This is a genomic window from Pseudomonas sp. AM8 (assembly GCF_036346475.1).
GTDB classification, from domain to species: domain Bacteria; phylum Pseudomonadota; class Gammaproteobacteria; order Pseudomonadales; family Pseudomonadaceae; genus Aquipseudomonas; species Aquipseudomonas marginalis.
Window position 1 is genome coordinate 303,204 of sequence record NZ_JAOTNX010000007.1, and the last position, 20,195, is coordinate 323,398.

At 60.3% G+C, this 20,195-nt stretch carries 15 protein-coding genes and 1 pseudogene; 4 read left to right on the forward strand and 12 right to left on the reverse strand.

What is annotated here, in order from left to right; translation table 11 throughout:
* Positions 1 to 3: 3 nt before the first annotated feature.
* The gene (locus V3W40_RS18780) at positions 4 to 450 is read left to right on the forward strand and encodes a hypothetical protein (RefSeq protein WP_330215480.1); all 447 of its coding nucleotides are present in this window, start codon (positions 4 to 6) and stop codon (positions 448 to 450) included.
* 110 nt (positions 451 to 560) lie between these two features.
* Here the strand turns inward: V3W40_RS18780 and V3W40_RS18785 are convergent, their stop codons facing one another.
* Positions 561 to 1,469: a LysR family transcriptional regulator gene (locus V3W40_RS18785; protein WP_065925704.1), complete on the reverse strand. Its 909-nt coding sequence runs from the start codon at positions 1,467 to 1,469 to the stop codon at positions 561 to 563.
* Between the two features lie 172 nt (positions 1,470 to 1,641).
* Between V3W40_RS18785 and V3W40_RS18790 the strand changes: the two genes are divergently transcribed.
* The 3 genes from V3W40_RS18790 (at position 1,642) to V3W40_RS18800 (ending at position 4,857) form a co-directional block, all read left to right on the forward strand.
* Complete coding sequence (locus V3W40_RS18790; RefSeq protein ID WP_409999752.1) at positions 1,642 to 2,871, forward strand: MFS transporter; 1,230 nt, start codon at positions 1,642 to 1,644, stop codon at positions 2,869 to 2,871.
* A 76-nt stretch (positions 2,872 to 2,947) separates the two neighbouring features.
* Positions 2,948 to 4,216, forward strand: coding sequence for an AAA family ATPase (locus V3W40_RS18795; RefSeq protein ID WP_330215481.1), 1,269 nt, complete (start codon positions 2,948 to 2,950; stop codon positions 4,214 to 4,216).
* Entirely contained in the window at positions 4,213 to 4,857 is a 645-nt protein-coding gene (locus V3W40_RS18800; RefSeq protein WP_330215482.1) for a retron system putative HNH endonuclease, read from the forward strand. The genes V3W40_RS18795 and V3W40_RS18800 overlap by 4 nt, the downstream gene beginning before the upstream one ends.
* Here the strand turns inward: V3W40_RS18800 and V3W40_RS18805 are convergent.
* The 11 genes and pseudogenes from V3W40_RS18805 to pilM all read right to left on the reverse strand — a co-directional run bounded on the left by V3W40_RS18805 (position 4,815) and on the right by pilM (position 20,015).
* On the reverse strand, positions 4,815 to 5,393 hold the full coding sequence (locus V3W40_RS18805) for a cytochrome b/b6 domain-containing protein (RefSeq protein WP_330215483.1): 579 nt from the start codon (positions 5,391 to 5,393) through the stop codon (positions 4,815 to 4,817). The two genes, V3W40_RS18800 and V3W40_RS18805, sit on opposite strands and share 43 nt — an antisense overlap.
* Before the next feature lie 195 nt (positions 5,394 to 5,588).
* Positions 5,589 to 6,656, reverse strand: coding sequence for a uroporphyrinogen decarboxylase (hemE, locus tag V3W40_RS18810; RefSeq protein ID WP_330215484.1), 1,068 nt, complete (start codon positions 6,654 to 6,656; stop codon positions 5,589 to 5,591).
* A gap of 239 nt (positions 6,657 to 6,895) precedes the next feature.
* Positions 6,896 to 8,314, reverse strand: a complete 1,419-nt coding sequence (locus tag V3W40_RS18815) for an FAD-dependent oxidoreductase (RefSeq protein WP_053140574.1) — start codon at positions 8,312 to 8,314, stop codon at positions 6,896 to 6,898.
* A gap of 32 nt (positions 8,315 to 8,346) precedes the next feature.
* Entirely contained in the window at positions 8,347 to 12,792 is a 4,446-nt protein-coding gene (gene gltB / locus V3W40_RS18820; RefSeq protein ID WP_330215485.1) for a glutamate synthase large subunit, read from the reverse strand.
* Positions 12,793 to 13,143: 351 nt separating this feature from the next.
* Positions 13,144 to 14,688 (reverse strand): SPOR domain-containing protein, encoded by a 1,545-nt coding sequence (locus V3W40_RS18825; RefSeq protein WP_027605003.1) that lies wholly within the window; start codon positions 14,686 to 14,688, stop codon positions 13,144 to 13,146.
* Positions 14,689 to 14,698: 10 nt separating this feature from the next.
* A complete protein-coding gene (gene aroB, locus V3W40_RS18830; protein WP_027605004.1) occupies positions 14,699 to 15,799 on the reverse strand; it encodes a 3-dehydroquinate synthase in 1,101 nt (366 codons plus the stop codon).
* Positions 15,800 to 15,924: 125 nt separating this feature from the next.
* Positions 15,925 to 16,443 (reverse strand): shikimate kinase AroK, encoded by a 519-nt coding sequence (gene aroK, locus V3W40_RS18835; protein ID WP_003171222.1) that lies wholly within the window; start codon positions 16,441 to 16,443, stop codon positions 15,925 to 15,927.
* 4 nt (positions 16,444 to 16,447) lie between these two features.
* Positions 16,448 to 17,704 (reverse strand): annotated as a pseudogene (locus V3W40_RS18840) (type IV pilus secretin PilQ); the annotation flags it as partial.
* Between the two features lie 138 nt (positions 17,705 to 17,842).
* On the reverse strand, positions 17,843 to 18,814 hold the full coding sequence (locus V3W40_RS18845) for a pilus assembly protein PilP (RefSeq protein ID WP_330215486.1): 972 nt from the start codon (positions 18,812 to 18,814) through the stop codon (positions 17,843 to 17,845).
* On the reverse strand, positions 18,811 to 19,362 hold the full coding sequence (locus V3W40_RS18850; protein WP_065925712.1) for a PilN domain-containing protein: 552 nt from the start codon (positions 19,360 to 19,362) through the stop codon (positions 18,811 to 18,813). Before V3W40_RS18850 ends, V3W40_RS18845 begins: the two co-directional genes overlap by 4 nt.
* Positions 19,359 to 20,015 carry a type IV pilus biogenesis protein PilM gene (gene pilM / locus V3W40_RS18855; RefSeq protein ID WP_065925845.1) on the reverse strand — a complete coding sequence of 219 codons (657 nt, stop codon included), beginning with the start codon at positions 20,013 to 20,015 and terminating at the stop codon, positions 19,359 to 19,361. Before pilM ends, V3W40_RS18850 begins: the two co-directional genes overlap by 4 nt.
* Positions 20,016 to 20,195: the final 180 nt, after the last annotated feature.

The following is a 20,195-nucleotide window of genomic DNA, read 5'->3' on the forward strand; positions in this document are numbered from 1 at the left end:
GGAATGTCTTCCTTGCTACGCGCTACGCTGATCACCCTGGCCCTGCTGACCGCCGCCGGCTGTACCAGCAAACCGATCCTCAACACCCAGCACGACCTGCCGGCCGACGCCCAGCTCAGTGAAGAGAAAATGAAAACGGTGATCGTCAACACCCTGCAAAAACGCGAATGGACGGTGCAACGCCTGAGCCCGCAGCTGGTGCAGGCCGAGATCACCGTGCGCAACCAGTACTATGCGGCCATCGACATCCGCTACACCCGCAGCAGCTACGCCATCACCTACCGCGACAGCCGCCAACTGGGCTACAAGGACGGCAAGATCCATCGCAACTACAACCGTTGGGTGAACAACCTGGACAGCGACATCATGGCGGGATTGCGCAGCAATGGCGTGAGTGGTGAGGCAGGGTCGGCAGCGCAGTTGTTCGAGCAGACGGGAACGTCGAAGTAAAACCAAGGCCGGGCACAACCTCTGTGGCGAGCGGGCTTGTCGAATCGTCGCACCGCCAGCGTTGGGCTGCGTAGCAGCCCCATTAAGATCACCGCGTTTTTTCAGGCAGATCACAGCGTCAGATTTGGGGCTAGCCCGGTCACCACCAACAACTCCACAAACGCCTTCGCCATCGGCGTTTGTGCGCCTTTGCGCTGCACCAGCCATACCGCCGTCACCGCCTCCTGATCCAGCAAGGTGCGATAGACCACGCCATCGATGCGTATCCGTTGGTACGACGCTGGCAGCACCGACACGCCCAAGCCCGCCGCCACCAACCCGATGATGGTCATCGCCTCCCCCGCTTCCTGGGCGAAGTGCGGGCTGAAGCCGGCATCACGGGCCAGGTTGAGCAGTTGGGCGTACAGGCCACTGCCGTAGGTGCGAGGGAAAAATACAAACGGTTCCTCCGCCAGTTGCGCAAGGTGCAGGCCACGCTCACTACCCTCCACTAAGGGGTGGTCAGCGTTTAATACGGCAACCAGCGGTTCGCGCATCAGCTCGATCACACTCAATGAGTCCGGCAGCGGCAGCGGACGCATCAGCCCAACCTGGATCGACTCATCCACCAGCGACTCGGCCACTTCGGTGCTGCTCATTTCCTGCAGGTTCAGGTGCACCGCCGGGAAGGCTTGGCGAAACGCGAAGATCGCCTGCGGAATCGTGGAGTTGAACGGCGCCGACGAGGTGAAGCCAATCTTCAATTCGCCCAGTTCCCCCAACTGCGCACGGCGGGCCACGTCTGCCGCTTTGTCGACCTGGGCCAGCACCAGCCGCGCCTCGTGCAGGAACAAGCGCCCGGCCTCGCTCAGCTCGACCCGACGATTGGTACGCTCAAACAAGCGCGCGCCCACCTCCTGCTCCAGCGCCTGGATCTGCTGGCTCAATGGCGGTTGCGAGATGCCCAGCACCTGCGCCGCGCGACCAAAGTGCAGCTCCTCGGCGACAGCGATGAAGTACCGCAGGTGACGTAATTCCATGTCAGCCTCATTAGGTCGTAAAAGCTATCAAACGGGTCGAACAATATATTGGAAAGAATCATTAGCCAGCTATATTCTTTTTTGCATTGCCAGTCCTGGCAGGCTTTTCCTCCCCGAGGTCTCCGTGAAATCTGCTGTCGCTCCATTCGCCCAAGAAGTCCCGCCCACCGCCCTGGATGAGGTGGTGGCGCAGCTCAATGACGCGTACATCGAAAAAGGCACGCCGATGTTCATGCGCACGGTGCTGGCGCTGTTCTCCGGCGGCTTCGCCACGTTCGCCCTGCTGTATTGCGTGCAGCCGATGATGCCGGCGCTGTCCCACGAGTTCTCCATCAATGCGGCACAAAGCAGCCTGATCCTCTCAGTGGCGACGGCGATGCTGGCGCTGGGTTTGCTGATTACCGGGCCGATTTCCGACACCCTGGGCCGCAAGCCGGTGATGGTCGCCGCGTTGTTTTGCGCAGCGCTGGCGACCATCGCCAGCGGCTTGATGCCGTCCTGGGAAGGGATTTTGCTGATGCGTGCGCTGGTGGGCCTGTCCTTGAGCGGCCTGGCTGCCGTGGCGATGACGTACCTGAGCGAAGAGATCCACCCCCAGCACATCGGCCTGGCCATGGGCCTGTACATCGGCGGCAATGCCATCGGGGGCATGAGCGGACGCCTGATCATCGGTGTACTGATCGACTTCGTCAGCTGGCACACCGCAATGCTGATCATCGGCGCCCTGGCGTTGATTGCCGCCACGGTGTTCTGGAAGATTCTCCCCGAATCGCGCAACTTCCGCGCCAGCAGCCTCAAGCCACGCAGCCTGGTGGACGGCTTCGTCATGCATTTCAAGGATGCCGGCCTGCCGTGGCTGTTCCTTGAAGCCTTCCTGCTGATGGGCGCGTTCGTGACGATGTTCAACTACATCGGCTATCGCCTGCTGGCCGACCCGTATGACCTGAGCCAGGCCGTGGTGGGCCTGCTGTCGCTGGTGTACCTCTCGGGCATCTACAGCTCGGCGAAAATCGGCTCCCTGGCCGACCGCCTCGGCCGCCGCCGCGTGCTCTGGGCCACCATCGTGCTGATGCTCGCCGGCATGGCCCTGACCCTGTTCACCCCACTGTGGCTGGTGGTGCCGGGCATGCTGATCTTCACCTTCGGCTTCTTTGGCGCCCACTCGGTGGCCAGCAGCTGGATCGGGCGCCGCGCGGTGAAAGCCAAGGGGCAGGCGTCGTCGCTGTATCTGTTTTGCTATTACGTAGGCTCAAGCATCGCCGGGACAGCGGGCGGATTCTTCTGGCACTTCGGCGGATGGAACGGCATCGGCGCGTTTATCGTGGCGCTATTGATGGGTGCGTTGCTGGTGGCGTTGAAGTTGGCGAAGTTGCCGCCGTTGGGGAGCGCAAAAAGCGCGTAACGCCTGCACCTCTGGCGGTTCCGGCGGGCCAAGGTACACTGTCGGCATTCGTCAGTCTTGGTAAAGGAAAGCCAGAATGCGCCTGGACCAGCTTCATATTCAGAATTTTCGTTGCTACGAAGATGCCACTTTTGACTTTCAGCCGGGTTTTAACCTGGTGGTGGGGGTTAATGGGAGCGGTAAGACTTCGTTGTTGCAGGCGGTGGCGGCAAGCTTCTTCAACATTTCCAGATGTTTAGGCCAAAGTGAAGGTCTCTTATCTGAGCTTGACGTTCGGTCAACGGTTCTGAGGTTCGAGGACCGCTACCGATTTGAAAGGGCTTACCCAATAACATTGACAGCCATTGGAGACGTACTCGAATTTCCTACGTGGGAGGTAAGCCAAGTTCGGCAAGGTCATATACCCAATTTAGATACTGCTATGGCTGTATACGTCGCAGACGAAATCAATATTTCAAACTCAGAAAGCACTACGGAACTTCCTCTTTTTGCTTTTTACCGAGCAAATCGTCGATGGATTTCTACTGATGTATCGGCAGAGTCTGCGATTGCCGAGCAGCCCTCCAGACTAGATGCCTATAAAAATTGGTATGACGCGTCTGTAAGCCTAAAAGACTTTGAAAGCTGGTTTATAGGAAAAACCCTGGAACGGCTCCAAAAAATGTCTCGCGTCCAAAGCACCAATCAATTCGATGATGAGCTCGATTGGGTTAACGCAGCATTGAAGTTTGCTTTGCCTGATGCCAATGGCATCGAATATGACCTGGAGATTCGAAGCCTTTTAGTTAACTTGAACGACAACAAAACATTACTGTTCAAAAATCTGAGCGACGGGCAACGTGGAATGATCGCGCTTATTGCCGATATCGCACGCCGCATGTGCCTCCTTAATCCGCAAAAAGGACATACCGTCTTAGCGGACACCTCTGGAATTGTGGTAATTGACGAACTGGATATTCATCTGCATCCCGATTGGCAACGCACTATCGTCTCAGCTCTAAAAAATGCATTTCCAAAAATCCAGTTCATAGCGGCTAGCCACTCGCCCCAGATAATCGGCGGACTAAGGCCTGAAGAAATTATGCTTCTGAACAACCGCGACGCTCCACATCCTCGCGTCTCATACGGTCTTGACTCCAGCCGAGTTCTTGAAGAAATCATGGGCGCATCCGAACGAGAACCAGAGATAGAAGCGCTCCTTAACGAGCTATTCAGTACCATCGAAGACAACGAGTTGGAAAAAGCTAAAACTCAACTCCAGGCGCTCAAAGAGCTGGCGCCTGACCTCCCCGAATTCGCAGGCGCCCAAGCCCTGATCCGCCGCAAGGAGATTCTCGGAAAATGAAACAAGTGTTCAAAGGAACTGAACCGGCTTCTTTTACCCAGTGGAAAGCTTCAATCAGTGACGAATGGGTACCGACTTACTCAACCCTGCAGGACCCGCAAAAACGTGAACTGCACAACAGCCTGTTGCTGGAGCAAGGTGGCTTTTGTTGTTACTGCGGCAGAGGCATTGATACTGAGTCGAGCCACATCGAACACTTCCGCCCACAAAAGCATTTCAAGGAATTGGCGCTTGAATACCAAAATCTTCACGCCTCCTGCATCCGGGAAACCAGGCCTGGCTCTCCCTTGCATTGCGGGCATGTCAAAGGCAACTGGTTCGACGATGCAGAGCATATTTCGCCGATGGAGGATGGTTGTGAACAGCGCTTCCGGTATCTGCTGAACGGGCAGATTCAGGCAACCGATACCAAGGACTCTCCCGCCGGAAAGATGATCGACGTCCTCGCCCTGGATATCGCCTACTTGAACAATCGTCGTCAGGACGCCCTTGAACGCGTCTTTGATCCTGACTTCGTTTCTCAGGCCAGCGATGCAGACTTCAAAACCATCATGACGGCTCTGCGCTCAACCACACTCGGTGATCAACAAGCCTTCGATCATGTCGTTGCCCGATTTGCCGAGCAAATCCTCACACCTTGATCCTCGTACTCACCGCCGGGTGTCTTTTCAAAAGACATCCGCACCATCACCCGCTTGCCCTCGCGTTCATGCATCACCACCGCGCCGATATGCATCACCAACATCAACAACAACCCCACGCAAGAGAGCACATGCACGCGGGTGTACCAGGCAATGCGGGCAGGGTCGCTTTCAAAGGGGGCGATGGAAAACAGGTTAAAGATATTGATCGGCCGATCCATCATCAGCACACCTGTCGCCAATACCACCGCCAGCACCAGGTACATGGCCTTGTGAACCAATAACGCCATGTACTCCTGCAGCGAACGTTTGATGGAAAAATCCAGGCCGTGGGAAAACGAACAGTAAACCCGTAAAACAAAAACCGGGATATAGAGGGTGGTCAACGACACATTGAAAAAGCCGACCCACGCCTTGACCGGCGCGGACACGGTAAACACGGCCACGAAAAAACCCGACAACAACGCCCATAAAATGATCACGGCCGAGATCCAGTGCAGCAATTTCTGGCGTGTTGAATAGCAAACGGTAGTCATCCGGTATCACCTGACAATTAACGCCAGTGGTTGGCGAGTGGAAGCGTCGGGTAGGATTTTTACCGAGGTGAGTTACCGAGGCTGTAGGAGAAATCCCAAGCAGCTCAGATTGGCAAGACAGGGCTTAACAGACGCTGAAACGCAACGAGCCCCGCTTTGCCAGGCAAAGCGGGGCTCGTTTTTCAGGCAGGGAGGTTACTGGTGGTATTGCGCGGACAGTTCGTGCACCGCTTGCAGGAACGCGCCCGCATGCTCGGGGTTCACTTCCGGCGTAATGCCATGCCCGAGATTGAACACATGCCCAGTGCCTTTGCCGTAGCTGGCGAGGATACGGCCAACTTCAGTGCGGATCGCTTCCGGCTTGGCGTACAGCACGGTCGGGTCCATGTTGCCTTGCAGCGCTACCTGGTTGCCGACGCGACGGCGGGCTTCACCGATATCGCACGTCCAGTCCAGACCCAGTGCATCCGCGCCAGCATCAGCGATGCTTTCCAGCCACAGCCCGCCGCCCTTGGTGAACATAATGACCGGAACCTTGCGACCTTCGTGTTCGCGGATCAGGCCGCTGACGATTTTGCGCATGTAGGCGAGGGAGAATTCCTGATACGCCGCCGCCGACAGGTTGCCGCCCCAGGTATCGAAAATCTGCACCGCTTGCGCGCCGGCCATGATCTGGCCGTTGAGGTAGGAGGTAACCGACTGGGCCAGCTTGTCCAGCAGCAGGTGCATGGCTTGCGGGTTGTCGTAAAGCATGGCCTTGGTCTTGCGGAAGTCTTTCGACGAGCCGCCTTCGACCATGTAGGTGGCCAGGGTCCACGGGCTGCCGGAGAAGCCGATCAGCGGCACGCGGCCGTTCAGCTCGCGGCGGATGGTGCTGACGGCGTCCATCACGTAGCCAAGGTCTTTGTGCGGGTCGGGGATCGGCAGGGCTTCGATATCGGCCAGGGTGCTGATGACTTTCTTGAAACGCGGGCCTTCGCCGGTCTCGAAGTACAGGCCTTGGCCCATGGCGTCAGGGATGGTGAGGATGTCGGAGAAGAGGATGGCCGCGTCCAGTTGCGGGTAGCGATCCAGTGGCTGCAGCGTGACTTCGCAGGCGAACTCCGGGTTCATGCACAGGCTCATGAAGTCGCCGGCGTGGGCGCGACTGGCGCGGTATTCCGGCAGGTAGCGACCGGCCTGGCGCATCATCCACACAGGGGTGACGTCCACGGGTTGCTTGAGCAGGGCACGAAGGAAACGGTCGTTCTTGAGGGCAGTCATGTCGGCATCCGCAAAAAAAGTGCGGGCATTTTCTCAGAGCGAGACGCAAAAGGCACGGCAAGAGCGGTGCCTTTTGTCTATCGGGTCAATTTGTCGCGGTAGCTAGCTGTGGTGAGGGGGCTTGCCCCCCGGGTTCACCGCAGATCAAAGGGGCTGCTTCGCAGCCCGGCGCGGGACAAGCCCGCTCACCACAGCAAGCCCCTCCCACAGTTTGATCCCCTTTCAACCTGGGATCAGGGTCAGACTTGCAGGTAGTCCAGGATCCCTTCGGCGGCATTGCGGCCTTCGAAGATCGCCGTCACCACCAGGTCAGAGCCGCGCACCATGTCGCCACCGGCGAAGATTTTCGGGTTGCTGGTCTGGTGCTTGTACTGGCCTTGTTCCGGGGCGACAACGCGGCCCTGGCTGTCGGTCTGGATCTCGAACTGCTCGAACCACGGCGCCGGGCTTGGGCGGAAACCGAAAGCGATGACCACGGCGTCGGCCGGGATGATCTCTTCGGAGCCCGGGATCGGCTCGGGGCTGCGGCGGCCACGGGCGTCCGGTTCGCCGAGACGGGTCTCGACCACCTTCACGCCTTCGACGCGGTCTTCACCGACGATGGCGATCGGCTGGCGGTTGTAGAGGAATTTCACGCCTTCTTCCTTGGCGTTCTTCACCTCTTTGCGCGAGCCGGGCATGTTGGCTTCGTCACGGCGATACGCACAGGTCACCGACTTGGCGCCCTGGCGGATCGAGGTACGGTTGCAGTCCATCGCGGTGTCGCCGCCGCCGAGGACCACGACCTTCTTGCCTTTCATGTCGACGAAATCTTCCGGCGACTTTTCAAAGCCCAGATTGCGGTTGACGTTGGCGATCAGGAAGTCCAACGCGTCGTAAACGCCCGGCAGGTCCTCACCGGCAAAGCCGCCCTTCATGTAGGTGTAGGTGCCCATGCCCATGAACACCGCATCGTATTCTTCGAGCAGTTGCTCCATGGTCACGTCTTTGCCGATCTCCGTGTTCAGGCGGAACTCGATGCCCATGCCGGTGAAGACTTCGCGGCGATTGCTCAACACGGTCTTTTCCAGCTTGAACTCGGGGATGCCGAAGGTCAGCAGGCCGCCGATTTCCGGGTTCTTGTCGAACACCACCGGGGTCACGCCGCCGCGCACCAGCACGTCGGCACAGCCCAGGCCCGCCGGGCCCGCACCGATGATCGCGACACGCTTGCCGGTCGGCTTTACCTTGGACATGTCCGGACGCCAGCCCATGGCGAACGCGGTGTCGGTGATGTACTTCTCCACCGAACCGATGGTCACCGCGCCGAAGCCGTCGTTCAGGGTGCAGGCACCCTCGCACAGGCGGTCCTGCGGGCACACCCGGCCGCAAACTTCCGGCAGGGTGTTGGTCTGGTGGGACAGCTCGGCGGCGGCGAGGATGTTGCCCTCGGCCACCAGCTTGAGCCAGTTGGGAATGAAGTTGTGCACCGGGCACTTCCATTCGCAATACGGGTTACCGCAACCCAGGCAGCGGTGGGCCTGATCGGCCGAATGCTGGGGTTTGAAGGGCTCGTAGATTTCCACGAACTCTTTCTTGCGTTGACGCAACAGTTTCTTCTTCGGATCTTTGCGCCCGACATCGATGAACTGGAAGTCGTTATTCAGACGTTCAGCCATGTTAAAACCTCATCAAACTCTTCAGGCGCATATCACTGCGGGTTGGCACGGATGCTGGAAAGCAACGATTTCAGGTTGGCAGCCTTGGGCTTGACCAGCCAGAAACGACGCAGGTAATCATCGAGGTTTTCGGCGAGGTTACGCCCCCATTCGCTGCCGGTCTCCTCGACGTACTCGTCCAGCACGTGCTGCAAGTGGTTCCGGTAGGATTCCATGGCTTCGCCGCTGATCCGCTGGATCTCGACCAACTCGTGGTTGACCTTGTCGACGAAGGTGTTGTCCTGGTCGAGCACGTAGGCGAAACCGCCGGTCATGCCCGAACCGAAGTTGTAACCGGTCTTGCCCAATACCGCGACAAAGCCCCCGGTCATGTACTCGCAGCAGTGATCGCCAGTGCCTTCGACCACGGTGTGGGCACCGGAGTTACGCACGGCGAAACGCTCACCGGCCGTACCGGCGGCGAACAGCTTGCCACCGGTGGCACCGTACAGGCAGGTGTTGCCGATGATGGCACTGTCCTGGGTCTTGTAGACGCTACCTTTGGGCGGAACGATGACCAGCTTGCCGCCGGTCATGCCCTTGCCTACGTAGTCGTTGGCGTCGCCTTCCAGGTACATGTGCAGGCCGCCGGCGTTCCAGACGCCGAAGCTCTGGCCCGCAGTGCCCTTGAAGCGGAAGGTGATTGGCGCTTTCGCCATGCCCTGGTTGCCATGCTTGCGTGCGATTTCGCCGGAGATGCGTGCGCCGATGGAACGGTCGCAGTTGCAGATATCCAGGGCGAATTCGCCACCACTGGCGTCGTTGATCGAGGAACCGGCCATTTCGACCATCTTCTCGGCCAGCAGGCCCTTGTCGAACGGCGGGTTGCGATCCACCTGGCAGAATTGTGGCTTGTCTGCCGGGATGTGATCGCTGCCCAACAACGGCGTCAGGTCCAGGTGCTGTTGCTTGGCGGTCTGGCCTTCGAGGATGTCCAGCAGATCGGTGCGACCGATCAGCTCTTCCAGGGAACGTACGCCGAGCTTGGCCAGCCACTCACGGGTTTCTTCGGCGACGTAGGTGAAGAAGTTCACCACCATGTCGACGGTGCCGATGTAGTGATCCTTGCGCAGCTTTTCGTTTTGAGTGGCGACGCCGGTGGCGCAGTTGTTCAGGTGGCAGATGCGCAGGTATTTGCAGCCCAGGGCGATCATCGGCGCGGTACCGAAACCGAAGCTCTCGGCGCCGAGGATGGCGGCCTTGATCACGTCGAGGCCGGTCTTCAGGCCGCCGTCGGTCTGCACCCGCACTTTGCCGCGCAGGTCGTTGCCGCGCAGGGTCTGGTGGGTTTCCGCCAGGCCGAGTTCCCACGGCGCGCCGGCGTACTTGATCGAGGTCAGCGGCGATGCGCCGGTGCCGCCGTCGTAGCCGGAGATGGTGATCAGGTCGGCATAGGCCTTGGCCACGCCGGCGGCGATGGTACCGACGCCCGCCTCTGCGACCAGTTTCACCGAGACCAGGGCCTGCGGGTTGACTTGCTTCAGGTCGAAAATCAGCTGCGACAAGTCTTCAATCGAGTAGATGTCGTGGTGCGGCGGCGGCGAGATCAGGGTCACGCCCGGTACCGCATAACGCAGCTTGGCGATCAGGCCATTGACCTTGCCGCCCGGCAGTTGGCCGCCCTCACCGGGCTTGGCGCCCTGGGCCACCTTGATCTGCAGCACTTCGGCGTTGACCAGGTATTCCGGGGTCACACCGAAACGGCCAGTGGCAACCTGCTTGATTTTCGAGCTCTTGATGGTGCCGTAGCGCGCCGGGTCTTCACCGCCTTCACCGGAGTTGGAACGCGCGCCCAGGCGGTTCATGGCTTCGGCCAGGGCTTCGTGGGCCTCAGGCGACAAGGCGCCCAGGGAAATACCGGCAGAGTCGAAGCGCTTGAGGATCGATTCCAGCGGTTCGATTTCGCTGATGGCCAGCGGCGTATCCAGGGTCTTCACCTTGAACAGGTCGCGGATCATCGACACCGGGCGGTTATCCACCAGCGCGGTGTATTCCTTGAACTTGGCGTAGTCGCCCTGCTGCACGGCGGCTTGCAGGGTACTCACCACGTCCGGGTTGTAGGCGTGGTATTCGCCACCGTGCACGAACTTGAGCAGGCCACCTTGCTGGATCGGCTTGCGCGCGCTCCAGGCTTCGGCGGCCAGGGCTTTCTGTTCGGCTTCGATGTCGACGAAACGCGCACCCTTGATGCGGCTCGGCACGCCACGGAAGCTCAGCTCGCAAACTTCTTCCGACAGGCCGATGGCTTCGAACAGCTGCGCGCCACGGTAGGAGGTGACGGTGGAGATGCCCATCTTCGACAGGATCTTCAGCAGGCCCTTGGTGATGCCCTTGCGGTAGTTCTTGAACACCTCGTAGAGGTCGCCCAGTACTTCACCGGTACGGATCAGGTCACCCAGCACTTCATAAGCGAGGAAAGGGTACACCGCCGAGGCGCCGAAGCCGATCAACACCGCAAAGTGGTGCGGGTCGCGGGCGGTGGCGGTTTCCACGAGGATGTTGGAGTCGCAGCGCAGGCCTTTTTCGGTCAGGCGGTGGTGCACCGCGCCGGTGGCCAGAGACGCGTGGATCGGCAATTTGCCTGGAGCGATATGACGGTCGGTCAGCACGATCTGGGTACGCCCGGCGCGCACGGCTTCTTCGGCCTGGTCGGCGACGTTGCGCACAGCGGCTTCAAGGCCGAGGCTCTCGTCGTAGTTCAGGTCGATGATCTGGCGGCCGAAACCCGGCCGCTCCAGGGTCATCAGCGAACGCCACTTGGCCGGGGAAACGACCGGCGAGCTGAGGATCACGCGGGAGGCGTGCTCAGGCGACTCCTGGAAGATGTTGCGCTCGGCACCGAGGCACACTTCCAGGGACATCACGATGGCTTCGCGCAGCGGGTCGATCGGTGGGTTGGTCACCTGGGCGAACTGCTGGCGGAAATAGTCGTACGGCGTACGCACGCGCTGGGACAGCACGGCCATCGGCGTGTCATCGCCCATGGAGCCGACCGCCTCGTAGCCTTGCTCGCCGAGCGGGCGCAGCACCTGGTCGCGCTCTTCGAACGTGACCTGGTACATCTTCATGTACTGCTTGAGCTGGTCGATGTCGTAGAACGCCGAACCGTGGTCGTTGTCTTCCATGGTCGCCTGGATGCGCAGGGCGTTCTTGCGCAGCCATTGCTTGTACGGGTGACGGGACTTCAAGCGGTTGTCGATGGCATCGGTGTCGAGGATCTGGCCGGTTTCGGTGTCCACGGCGAGGATCTGCCCAGGGCCTACACGGCCCTTGGCGATAACGTCTTCCGGCTTGTAGTTCCACACGCCGATTTCCGACGCCAGGGTGATGAAACCGTTGGTGGTCGTGACCCAGCGGGCCGGGCGCAGACCGTTACGGTCGAGCAGGCACACCGCGTAGCGACCGTCGGTCATGACCACGCCGGCCGGGCCGTCCCACGGCTCCATGTGCATCGAGTTGTACTCGTAGAATGCACGCAGATCCGGGTCCATGGTCTCGACGTTCTGCCACGCTGGCGGAATGATCATACGCACGCCACGGAACAGGTCGATGCCGCCGGTGACCATCAGCTCGAGCATGTTGTCCATGCTGGAGGAGTCGGAGCCCACGCGGTTGACCAGTGGGCCGAGCTCTTCCAGGTCCATCAAATCGTTGGCGAACTTGGTGCGACGGGCCACGGCCCAGTTGCGGTTGCCGGTGATGGTGTTGATCTCGCCGTTGTGGGCGAGGAAGCGGAATGGCTGGGCCAGCGGCCATTTCGGCAGGGTGTTGGTGGAGAAGCGCTGGTGGAACACGCAAATGGCGGTTTGCAGGCGCTCATCGCTCAGGTCTGGATAGAAGGCGGTCAAGTCCGCCGGCATCATCAGGCCTTTATAAATGATGGTCTTGTGGGAAAAGCTGCAGATGTAGTGGTCGACATCGGCGGCGTTGGCCACGGACGAGCGACGACGGGAGGTGAACAGCTTGATCGCCATATCCTGGTCGCTCAGGCCGTCGCCTGCGATGAACACTTGTTCGATCTGCGGCAGGCGCTCCAGGGCCAGGCGGCCGAGCACGCTGGTGTCGATCGGCACTTTACGCCAGCCCACCAGCTGCAGGCCGGCAGCGATGATCTCGCGGTTCATGTTCTCGCGAGCGGCTTCGGCTTTGACCGGGTCCTGGTTGAAAAATACCATGCCCACGGCGTACTGCTTGGGCAGGTCGACCGCGAAATGCTCCTTGGCGACCGCGCGCAGGAACTGGTCGGGCTTTTGAATCAGCAAGCCGCAACCGTCACCGGTCTTGCCGTCGGCGTTGATCCCACCGCGGTGGGTCATGCAGGTCAGGGCCTCGATGGCCGTTTGCAAAAGGGTATGACTGGGCTCGCCCTGCATATGGGCTATCAGGCCGAAACCGCAGTTATCCTTGAATTCATCGGGTTGGTACAGACCTGCTTTCATAGACACTTTCTCACCAGGCTGCCTCTTATATCGAGGCAAATTTCTTTTCAATTCAACCGGTTACCTTCCACGCCGAACGTACGCCGGCTTAGCGGGGGCAAAAGGGAGGTCATTGTACACACCGACACAGACGCTCACAAATTTAGCGACGAAATGTCGCAAATCTATGTCGCATTTATGAAAGGTTTAAAGCGATATGCTGTGCTAGTCAAAACTTTTTTAATTCTGACCGCTACGACTCAAAAGCTACTGTAACGCAGACACCACAAAGCGCGCGGCCTGGAGGGGCTGCACGCCTTGCGATCTTTTTTGAGGTGCCGGGAGGGCGGCCTGGGTAAGGCCGCCGGATCTTCAGCGAGTTGCTGCCAGTTCTTGTTGAACGCTGGCGACAGTGCGAGGCCAAGGTTTACCAGCCTGAACCTTCGCTGGCAAGGCTTTGATGGCGGAATCAGCTGCGGCACGGCTTGGGAAACTGCCGTAGGTGATCACGTAGAGAGGCTTGCCGTTGAGCACTTTCTTGAAATAACGGTATTCGCCGCCCTGCTCTTTCACGAACGCCTGGGCGTTCGCTTCGGAGCTGGTGCCGAGGATCTGCACGACGAAGTTGCCGGTGGGCTGGCTGCTGTACCAACTGCTGCCGGCCTTGGCGACGGTGGCTGCCGGCTTTTCAGCCGGTTTGGCGGCTGGCGCCGGAGCCGGCTTCGCCACTGGCGCCGCGGGCTTGGCAGTGGCAACGGTCGGTGCCGGGGTCGGCTTGGCGGCTGGCGCCACAGGGGTCGCTGGCGTACCTGCGGGAACGCCCGCAGGTGGCGCAGTAGTGGTCACGGTCGGCGGTGTGGCGCTGGAGCCTTCCACCGGCACACCGTCGTCGCCTTCGGAGATACCACCGGCTTCTTCCGCGAGCGGGCCACGCATCACCGGCTGGCCCACCATCGGCAGGTTGGTCGGCTGACCGGAATTGGCGAACTCGACATTCGGCGTGGGCTTGCCCAGTGGCAACTGCGCCTGTTCGGTTGGCGCACCGGCGGTGGTCGGCGCCTTGCTGCGACCCGGAATCAACCAGGCGGCGGCAACAGCAACCACGACAACGGCGGAAATTGCCAATACGTGCTTCTTAGGCATAGTGAACCCCATCTTTGGACGCTTGACCGCAGAGCGGCTGGCAATCATGGCTTCGATCATGGCATCGCGGGCGACCTGGTTGATGGTGCCAGGCCAGCCGTCGGAGCTTTCGTGAATATCAGAGATCTGCGCAGCGGAGAAAAGTTCGATGCCCTGCCCTGCGCCTTCGAGGCGTTGAGCCAGGTATTCCCGGGTTTCGTCCTCTTCGTACGGTTGCAGTTCGATAACGTGGAACAGCTCCTGATCACCGCTGATCTGCTCCAGATCGGCGATCAACGACGATTCACCGAACAGGAACACATGGGGGCGACCTTCCGGCGTGCCCGCCGCCAGCGCCAACAGCGCTTCCAGGGCGGACTCGTCGAGCTGCTCGGCGTCATCCACCAGCAGGTAGACTTCCTGGCCGGTCAGACCCAGTTGCACCACCTGCTTGAGGATCGCATTCGGCTCGGCAGTGGCCACATCCAGCGCCTGGGCTACCTGACGCAGCACGCCCGCCGCATCACCGGCGCCACGGGCAGACACCACCACGCTCTGTACGGACTGTTTGTTGGTACTGGCCACCAGGGCCTGGCGCAGCAAGGTCTTGCCGCTGCCCAACGGGCCCGTGACAACCAGCAGCAGCTGGCTGTAGCGCGCGAGATGGTGCAGTTGCCCCAGCACCGGCTTGCGCTGGGCCGGGAAAAATTTGAAACCAGGCACCCGTGGAGCAAAAGGGTCGTGGCTTAACTGGTAATGGCCGAGGAACGCCTCGTCGGCATGCAAACTAGTCATCGGGATCTTATTAACCTTTCAGCTGAGCCAGGGCGCGGTAATCCGCTCCCAGCGTGGCCTGTAAAATCTCTTTCGGATAATCGTCGGTCACTACCGCTTCGCCCATATGGCGCAACAGCACCAGTCGCAGGCGACCGTCGATCACTTTCTTGTCTATCGCCATATGTTCGAGGAAGTCCGCCTCAGTCATCTCTTCCGGCGGGATAACCGGCAAACCGGCACGCTGGAACAGGCGGATGCCGCGATCCCGCTCCTGGGCGCTGATCCAGCCCAGACGTTGCGACATTTCCAATGCCATCACTGTGCCAGCCGCTACGGCCTCCCCATGCAACCACACACCATAGCCCATGTGCGTTTCGATCGCATGGCCGAAGGTGTGGCCCAGGTTCAAGGTGGCCCGCACACCGGACTCCCGCTCGTCGGCATTCACCACCAGCGCCTTGGCGGCGCAGGAGCGGGAAATCGCCTCGGTGAGCGCAACCTGGTCGAGTGCGCGCAGGGCGTCCACATGTTCTTCCAGCCAGGCCAGGAAGGGTTCGTCGCAGATCAACCCGTACTTGATGACTTCCGCCAGGCCCGCCGACAGTTCCCGCGGTGGCAAGGTGTTGAGGGTCGCGGTGTCGATCAGCACGGCCTGGGGTTGGTAGAACGCGCCAACCATATTTTTGCCCAGGGGGTGGTTGATACCGGTCTTGCCGCCCACCGACGAATCGACCTGGGACAACAGGGTGGTCGGCACCTGGATAAAGTCCACGCCGCGCTGGTAGCAGGCCGCCGCAAAGCCGGCCATGTCGCCGATCACACCGCCGCCCAGGGCAATCACGGTGGTTCGGCGGTCATGGCGTGCGGTCAGCAGGCCATCAAAGATCAGTTGCAGGGTTTCCCAGTTCTTGTGGGCTTCGCCATCGGGCAGAATCACGGAGATCACTGAGTACGCCGCCAGGCTGCGGCTCAGACGCTCAAGATACAGCGGCGCGACCGTCTCGTTGGAGATGATTGCCACCTGCCGCCCGGCAATGTGCGGGGCCAGCAATTCGGGCTGGTCCAGCAGACCTTCGCCAATATGGATCGGGTAGCTGCGCTCGCCTAGATCGACCTTAAGTGTCTGCATGTGTCCCCGCGTTGAAGATGTATTGACGACCGGTAACGTCGAGATCTGACGTTGCCTGATGGCTCTACGCCACACCCCGCAGGGTGATAGCGCGCCGCCGAGAATAGCGCATTTCGGGCCTGGCTTTAACGGGGTGGCAGCCGTTGCAGGCGCTCGAGAATGTCGAGAACCACCATCCTAGGCGGCCGCTCATCGGTTTCCACCACCAGATCGGCGATTTCCCGATACAGCGGATCGCGCAGCGCGAGCAGGTCGCGCAAGGTTTTTTCCGGGTTCGCCGTGCGCAGCAAAGGACGATTGCGATCACGGGCGGTACGCCCCACCTGCTGCTCGACCGACGCATGCAGATAGACCACCCGACCACCGGCATGCAGCGCCCGCCGATTTTCATCGCGCATCACCGCGCCGCCGCCGGTGGCCAATACCACGCCATCGCAGCCGCACAGCTCGGCAATCATCGCCTGCTCGCGGTCGCGAAAGCCCAGCTCGCCTTCCTTATCGAAGATCCATGGGATATTGGCACCCGTGCGCAATTCAATTTCCTTGTCGGAATCTTTGAATGGCAGGCGCAGCTCTTTGGCCAGCAATCGGCCGATGGTGCTTTTTCCAGCCCCCATCGGTCCTACAAGAATCAAATTTCGCACAGAATCAACGACTCACAGCAATCGCCTGGTTATTCATAATACGCGGAGTCAGGAATACCAGCAGCTCGGATTTTTTCTCCGCCAGCACATCGCGCCGGAAAAGGCGGCCAAGATACGGCACATCGCCCAAAAATGGCACTTTATCTACCACTTTGCTTTGGGTATTGGAGAAAACCCCGCCGATGACGATGGTCTCGCCATCCTTGACCAGCACCTTGGCATTCACCTCGTTTTTCTTGATCGGCGGTACGTCGTTGAGTTTGTTGAGATAGTCGGGCTCATCCTTGGTGACCTTGACCACCATGATCACATGGTCATCGGGGGTGATCTGCGGCGTGACCTCCAACGACAGGGACGCCTCCTTGAACGACACCGAGGTAGCACCTTGAGAGGTGGATTCCTGATAGGGAATTTCGGTGCCCTTCAGAATGCGCGCGGTTTCCTTGTCGGAAGTGACCACCTTGGGCTGCGAGACGATTTCGCCATTGCCGGTTTTCTCCATGGCGGTCAGTTCCAGGTCCAGCAGGAGGTTATCGGTGATAAAGGCGATGCCCAGGCCCGATGTACCCGTGAGTGAACCCAGGTCGACAAATGGCGAGCCGGGCACGTTTTCCGGCGCCTGGGCACCGTCCGGCAAAGGCTTCTGGATCCCCCCGGCAGCCCAATTCCCGCGATTGAGCCGCCCACCCCAGCGCGCGCCCAGGCTTTTGTCGTAGTCGACATTGGCCTCGACAATCCGCGCTTCGATCATCACCTGGCGCACCGGCACATCCAGTTGCGCCACGATCCGCCGCAACTCTTCCAGGCGCTCGCCGGTCTGGAAGGCAATGATGTTATTGGTGCGGTCATCCACTGCCACTGAACCACGCTCATCGGTCGTGCCTTCAAAGCCGCTCACCGACTGAAACAGCTTGGCCAGGTCTGCCGCCTTGGCGTGGTTGACTTGCAGTAGCTCACGGCGCAGCGGCGCCAGGTCAGCCATCTGCTTGCGCGATTCCAGCGCCAGCAGTTCCCGTGCAGCCAACTCCTCGGCCGGCGCCACCAGCAGGACACCAGCCTTTATCCGTTTATCCAAGCCTTTGGTTTGCAGCACCAGGTCCAGCGCCTGATCCCAGGGCACGCCTTTGAGCCGCAGGGTGATAGAGCCCTGTACGTCATCGCCGACCACCAGATTGAGGCCCGCCACGTCGGCGATTTGCTGCAAGGCAGCACGTAGTCCGATGTCCTGGAAGTTGAGGTTCAGCTTTTCACCGCTATAGGCGCCCGAACCCGCGCTGCCGGGAGGCGGTAGCTGGATCAGGTCCACACGATTGGGCACAGCAGCAGCCATCGGTGCCGTGAACGCTATCCATAGCGCCACACCGAAGGACGAGAAAGTCCTTTTCATTGTTTGATTCCGTTATGAGTTGACGTTTAGCACGAGGGTTCGCGGACGCTCCAGCCATCCCCCCTGTTCATCGGGAAATAACTCGACCAGTTCGATATGGCCGTCATGAATCGCTGTAACTCGACCATGGTCCGGACCCAGATAGTCGCCGACTGCCAGGCGGTGCACGGTTGAGGCCTGGCGCAGCAAGGCGAAGGTCTGCGCCCCATGGGACAACGTGCCGACCATCTCGAACTGATCCACTGGGTGGCCTTCCAAGGCTTCCCGCGGGCGAGCGAGGTCCGGCGCAGCGGCCGTCCGCCCTGGCGCGCGGTCCACTTGCAGGGCAATGGGCTGGAACGGATCGCGAATACCAGAAGCACCGTATACAAAGGGTTGCCTTTGCATGACAGCCGCGTCCCGCTTGATGCCTTGTCGCTCATGCCAATAAGTCTTGGCCAGCAGATCAAGGTGCAGCAGTTTGCCGTCACGTCGCATGGCAATATCGTGCGCCGTGGCGATTCGCGAAAGGCCGCCCAGGGCACTCACAAACGTCGCCAGGTCGTGATAGGTACCGGTGGCGCCGATGCGAACGGGCTGTTCGTGATAGAACGGCCTAGACAGCTTATCCAGCGGAGTGACGCTCTCAATCACCAAACCGTTGGCCAGCGCCATCCTGGCGATGTCCTCAAGAAAGCCGGGCATTTCGGACTCTTCGGGCATTTGCTGCAAAAGCCTGCCGACCTTCTCCTGCATAAGCTGGACCTGGCGAGCCCGCTCTTCAAGATCGGCAGCCAGGACGGCCTTTTCCGCGAGTTGCTGCTGCAAGCCCACTTCCTGCACCTCGACCTCGCGCAAGCGCTCCCGCGACGGGCTGAGGTACACAAGGTCGCCCAACAGCATCACTACGCCGGCCAGCGCGCAGCCCAGCAAGATCCTGCCAGGTAAGGGCCATTTGGCAGCATTGTGAGTCAGCGCGGAAAATTCGAGCCAGGACCGGCTCATGGCTGGGCCTCGGAAGACTCTCCCTGGCCCACCATCAACTGGAATTCAGTGTTGCCGCGAGCGCCTTCGGTTCGTACATGCTGCAGGCGAGTGGCGTGGGCGCCTTCGGATGCCTCCAGGCGACGCATCAGTTGGGCAATATCCTGGCTGGATTCAGCACTGCCACTGATACTCACCGTATCGCCTTTCGCCACGACCTCATGCAAATGCACACCGTCGGGCACCGCACGGGCCAACTGATCCAGCAGCTGTGCACCGGCGGAGCGATTATCGTGCAGGTCCTGCACGACTTTCATCCGCTCCGCCAGTTGCTGGCTTTGCACCTGGAGGTCATCAATGGTCTCGATACGCGAGTCCAGGACGCCGACGTCCTTGCGCACATGATCGTTTCGCGTCACCTGCCGGTCGATCGCCTGGTCGATCACCTGGTCCGCCAGCCACACCGTCGCGAGCGCCACACAGGCAAACGCCACCAGCAGTATCAGGAAATATTTACGCCGCCGCTCAACCAGCGCCTGGCGCCAAGGCAAAAGATTGATTCGTGTCATCCAGCGAAACTCCTCAGGGCCAACCCGCAAGCGACTCCCATCCCAGGGGCATCCACGATCCACTGGGCACCATCGACTCGATGACCCGGCGTGAAGCTGGCGAAATCCTGACGGCAAGCGCGCGCCAATGCAAACCCTTCGACATCCACCACCCTGGGCACCAGCCCCGCCAGGGCCAACACGGCTTCACGAACCTCGACGTGCTCCTTCAGACACGCCGCCAGCAACACCTCGACCTGCGCGGAATCCTGCGTCGACGGCCCCTGGACCTGAAAGTCCAGCGCCACCTCGTCCAGTGGGTAGGGAATGTATTGCTCTGCCTCCACCTGGATCCTCCGGGCCATTTCGTCGTCGCCAAGCCCCGCCTGCATTTCGATGACCCGTGTAATGACCGAAGGACCGGAAACGGCGACTGCCGCCTGCCTGGCTGACGTGCGCAGCCGGGAGAGCGCCATGTACAGCGCATGGCCTATGCCTTCCAGGTCCAGCCAGACGCCGTCGACTACCGCCTGGGCCGGCAGCGCCTGTGTGGCGTAGCCCTGCACGGTGTAACGGTTGGCTGAACAGCTCAGCTCTACCAACTTGATCCCTGCCTCATTGATGTCGACGCCAAGGACGGTGTCGACTTTGCGCCTGAAAAATCCCTTTCCCATAAAACTCCCCAAAGCTTTGCCTGTCTTAACGCCTGATTGCCGCCGGAAGCCCTGCATTCGGTCGACTTGTTGAGCCGGCGCGAATGACGCCCCAAGGCGAAAAATGCTTTAATGCCCAGCGTTTTTCCCCGCTTTTTATCTGCAGCTCGGGTCGATCCATCGTTTGCCATGCATGCCCCG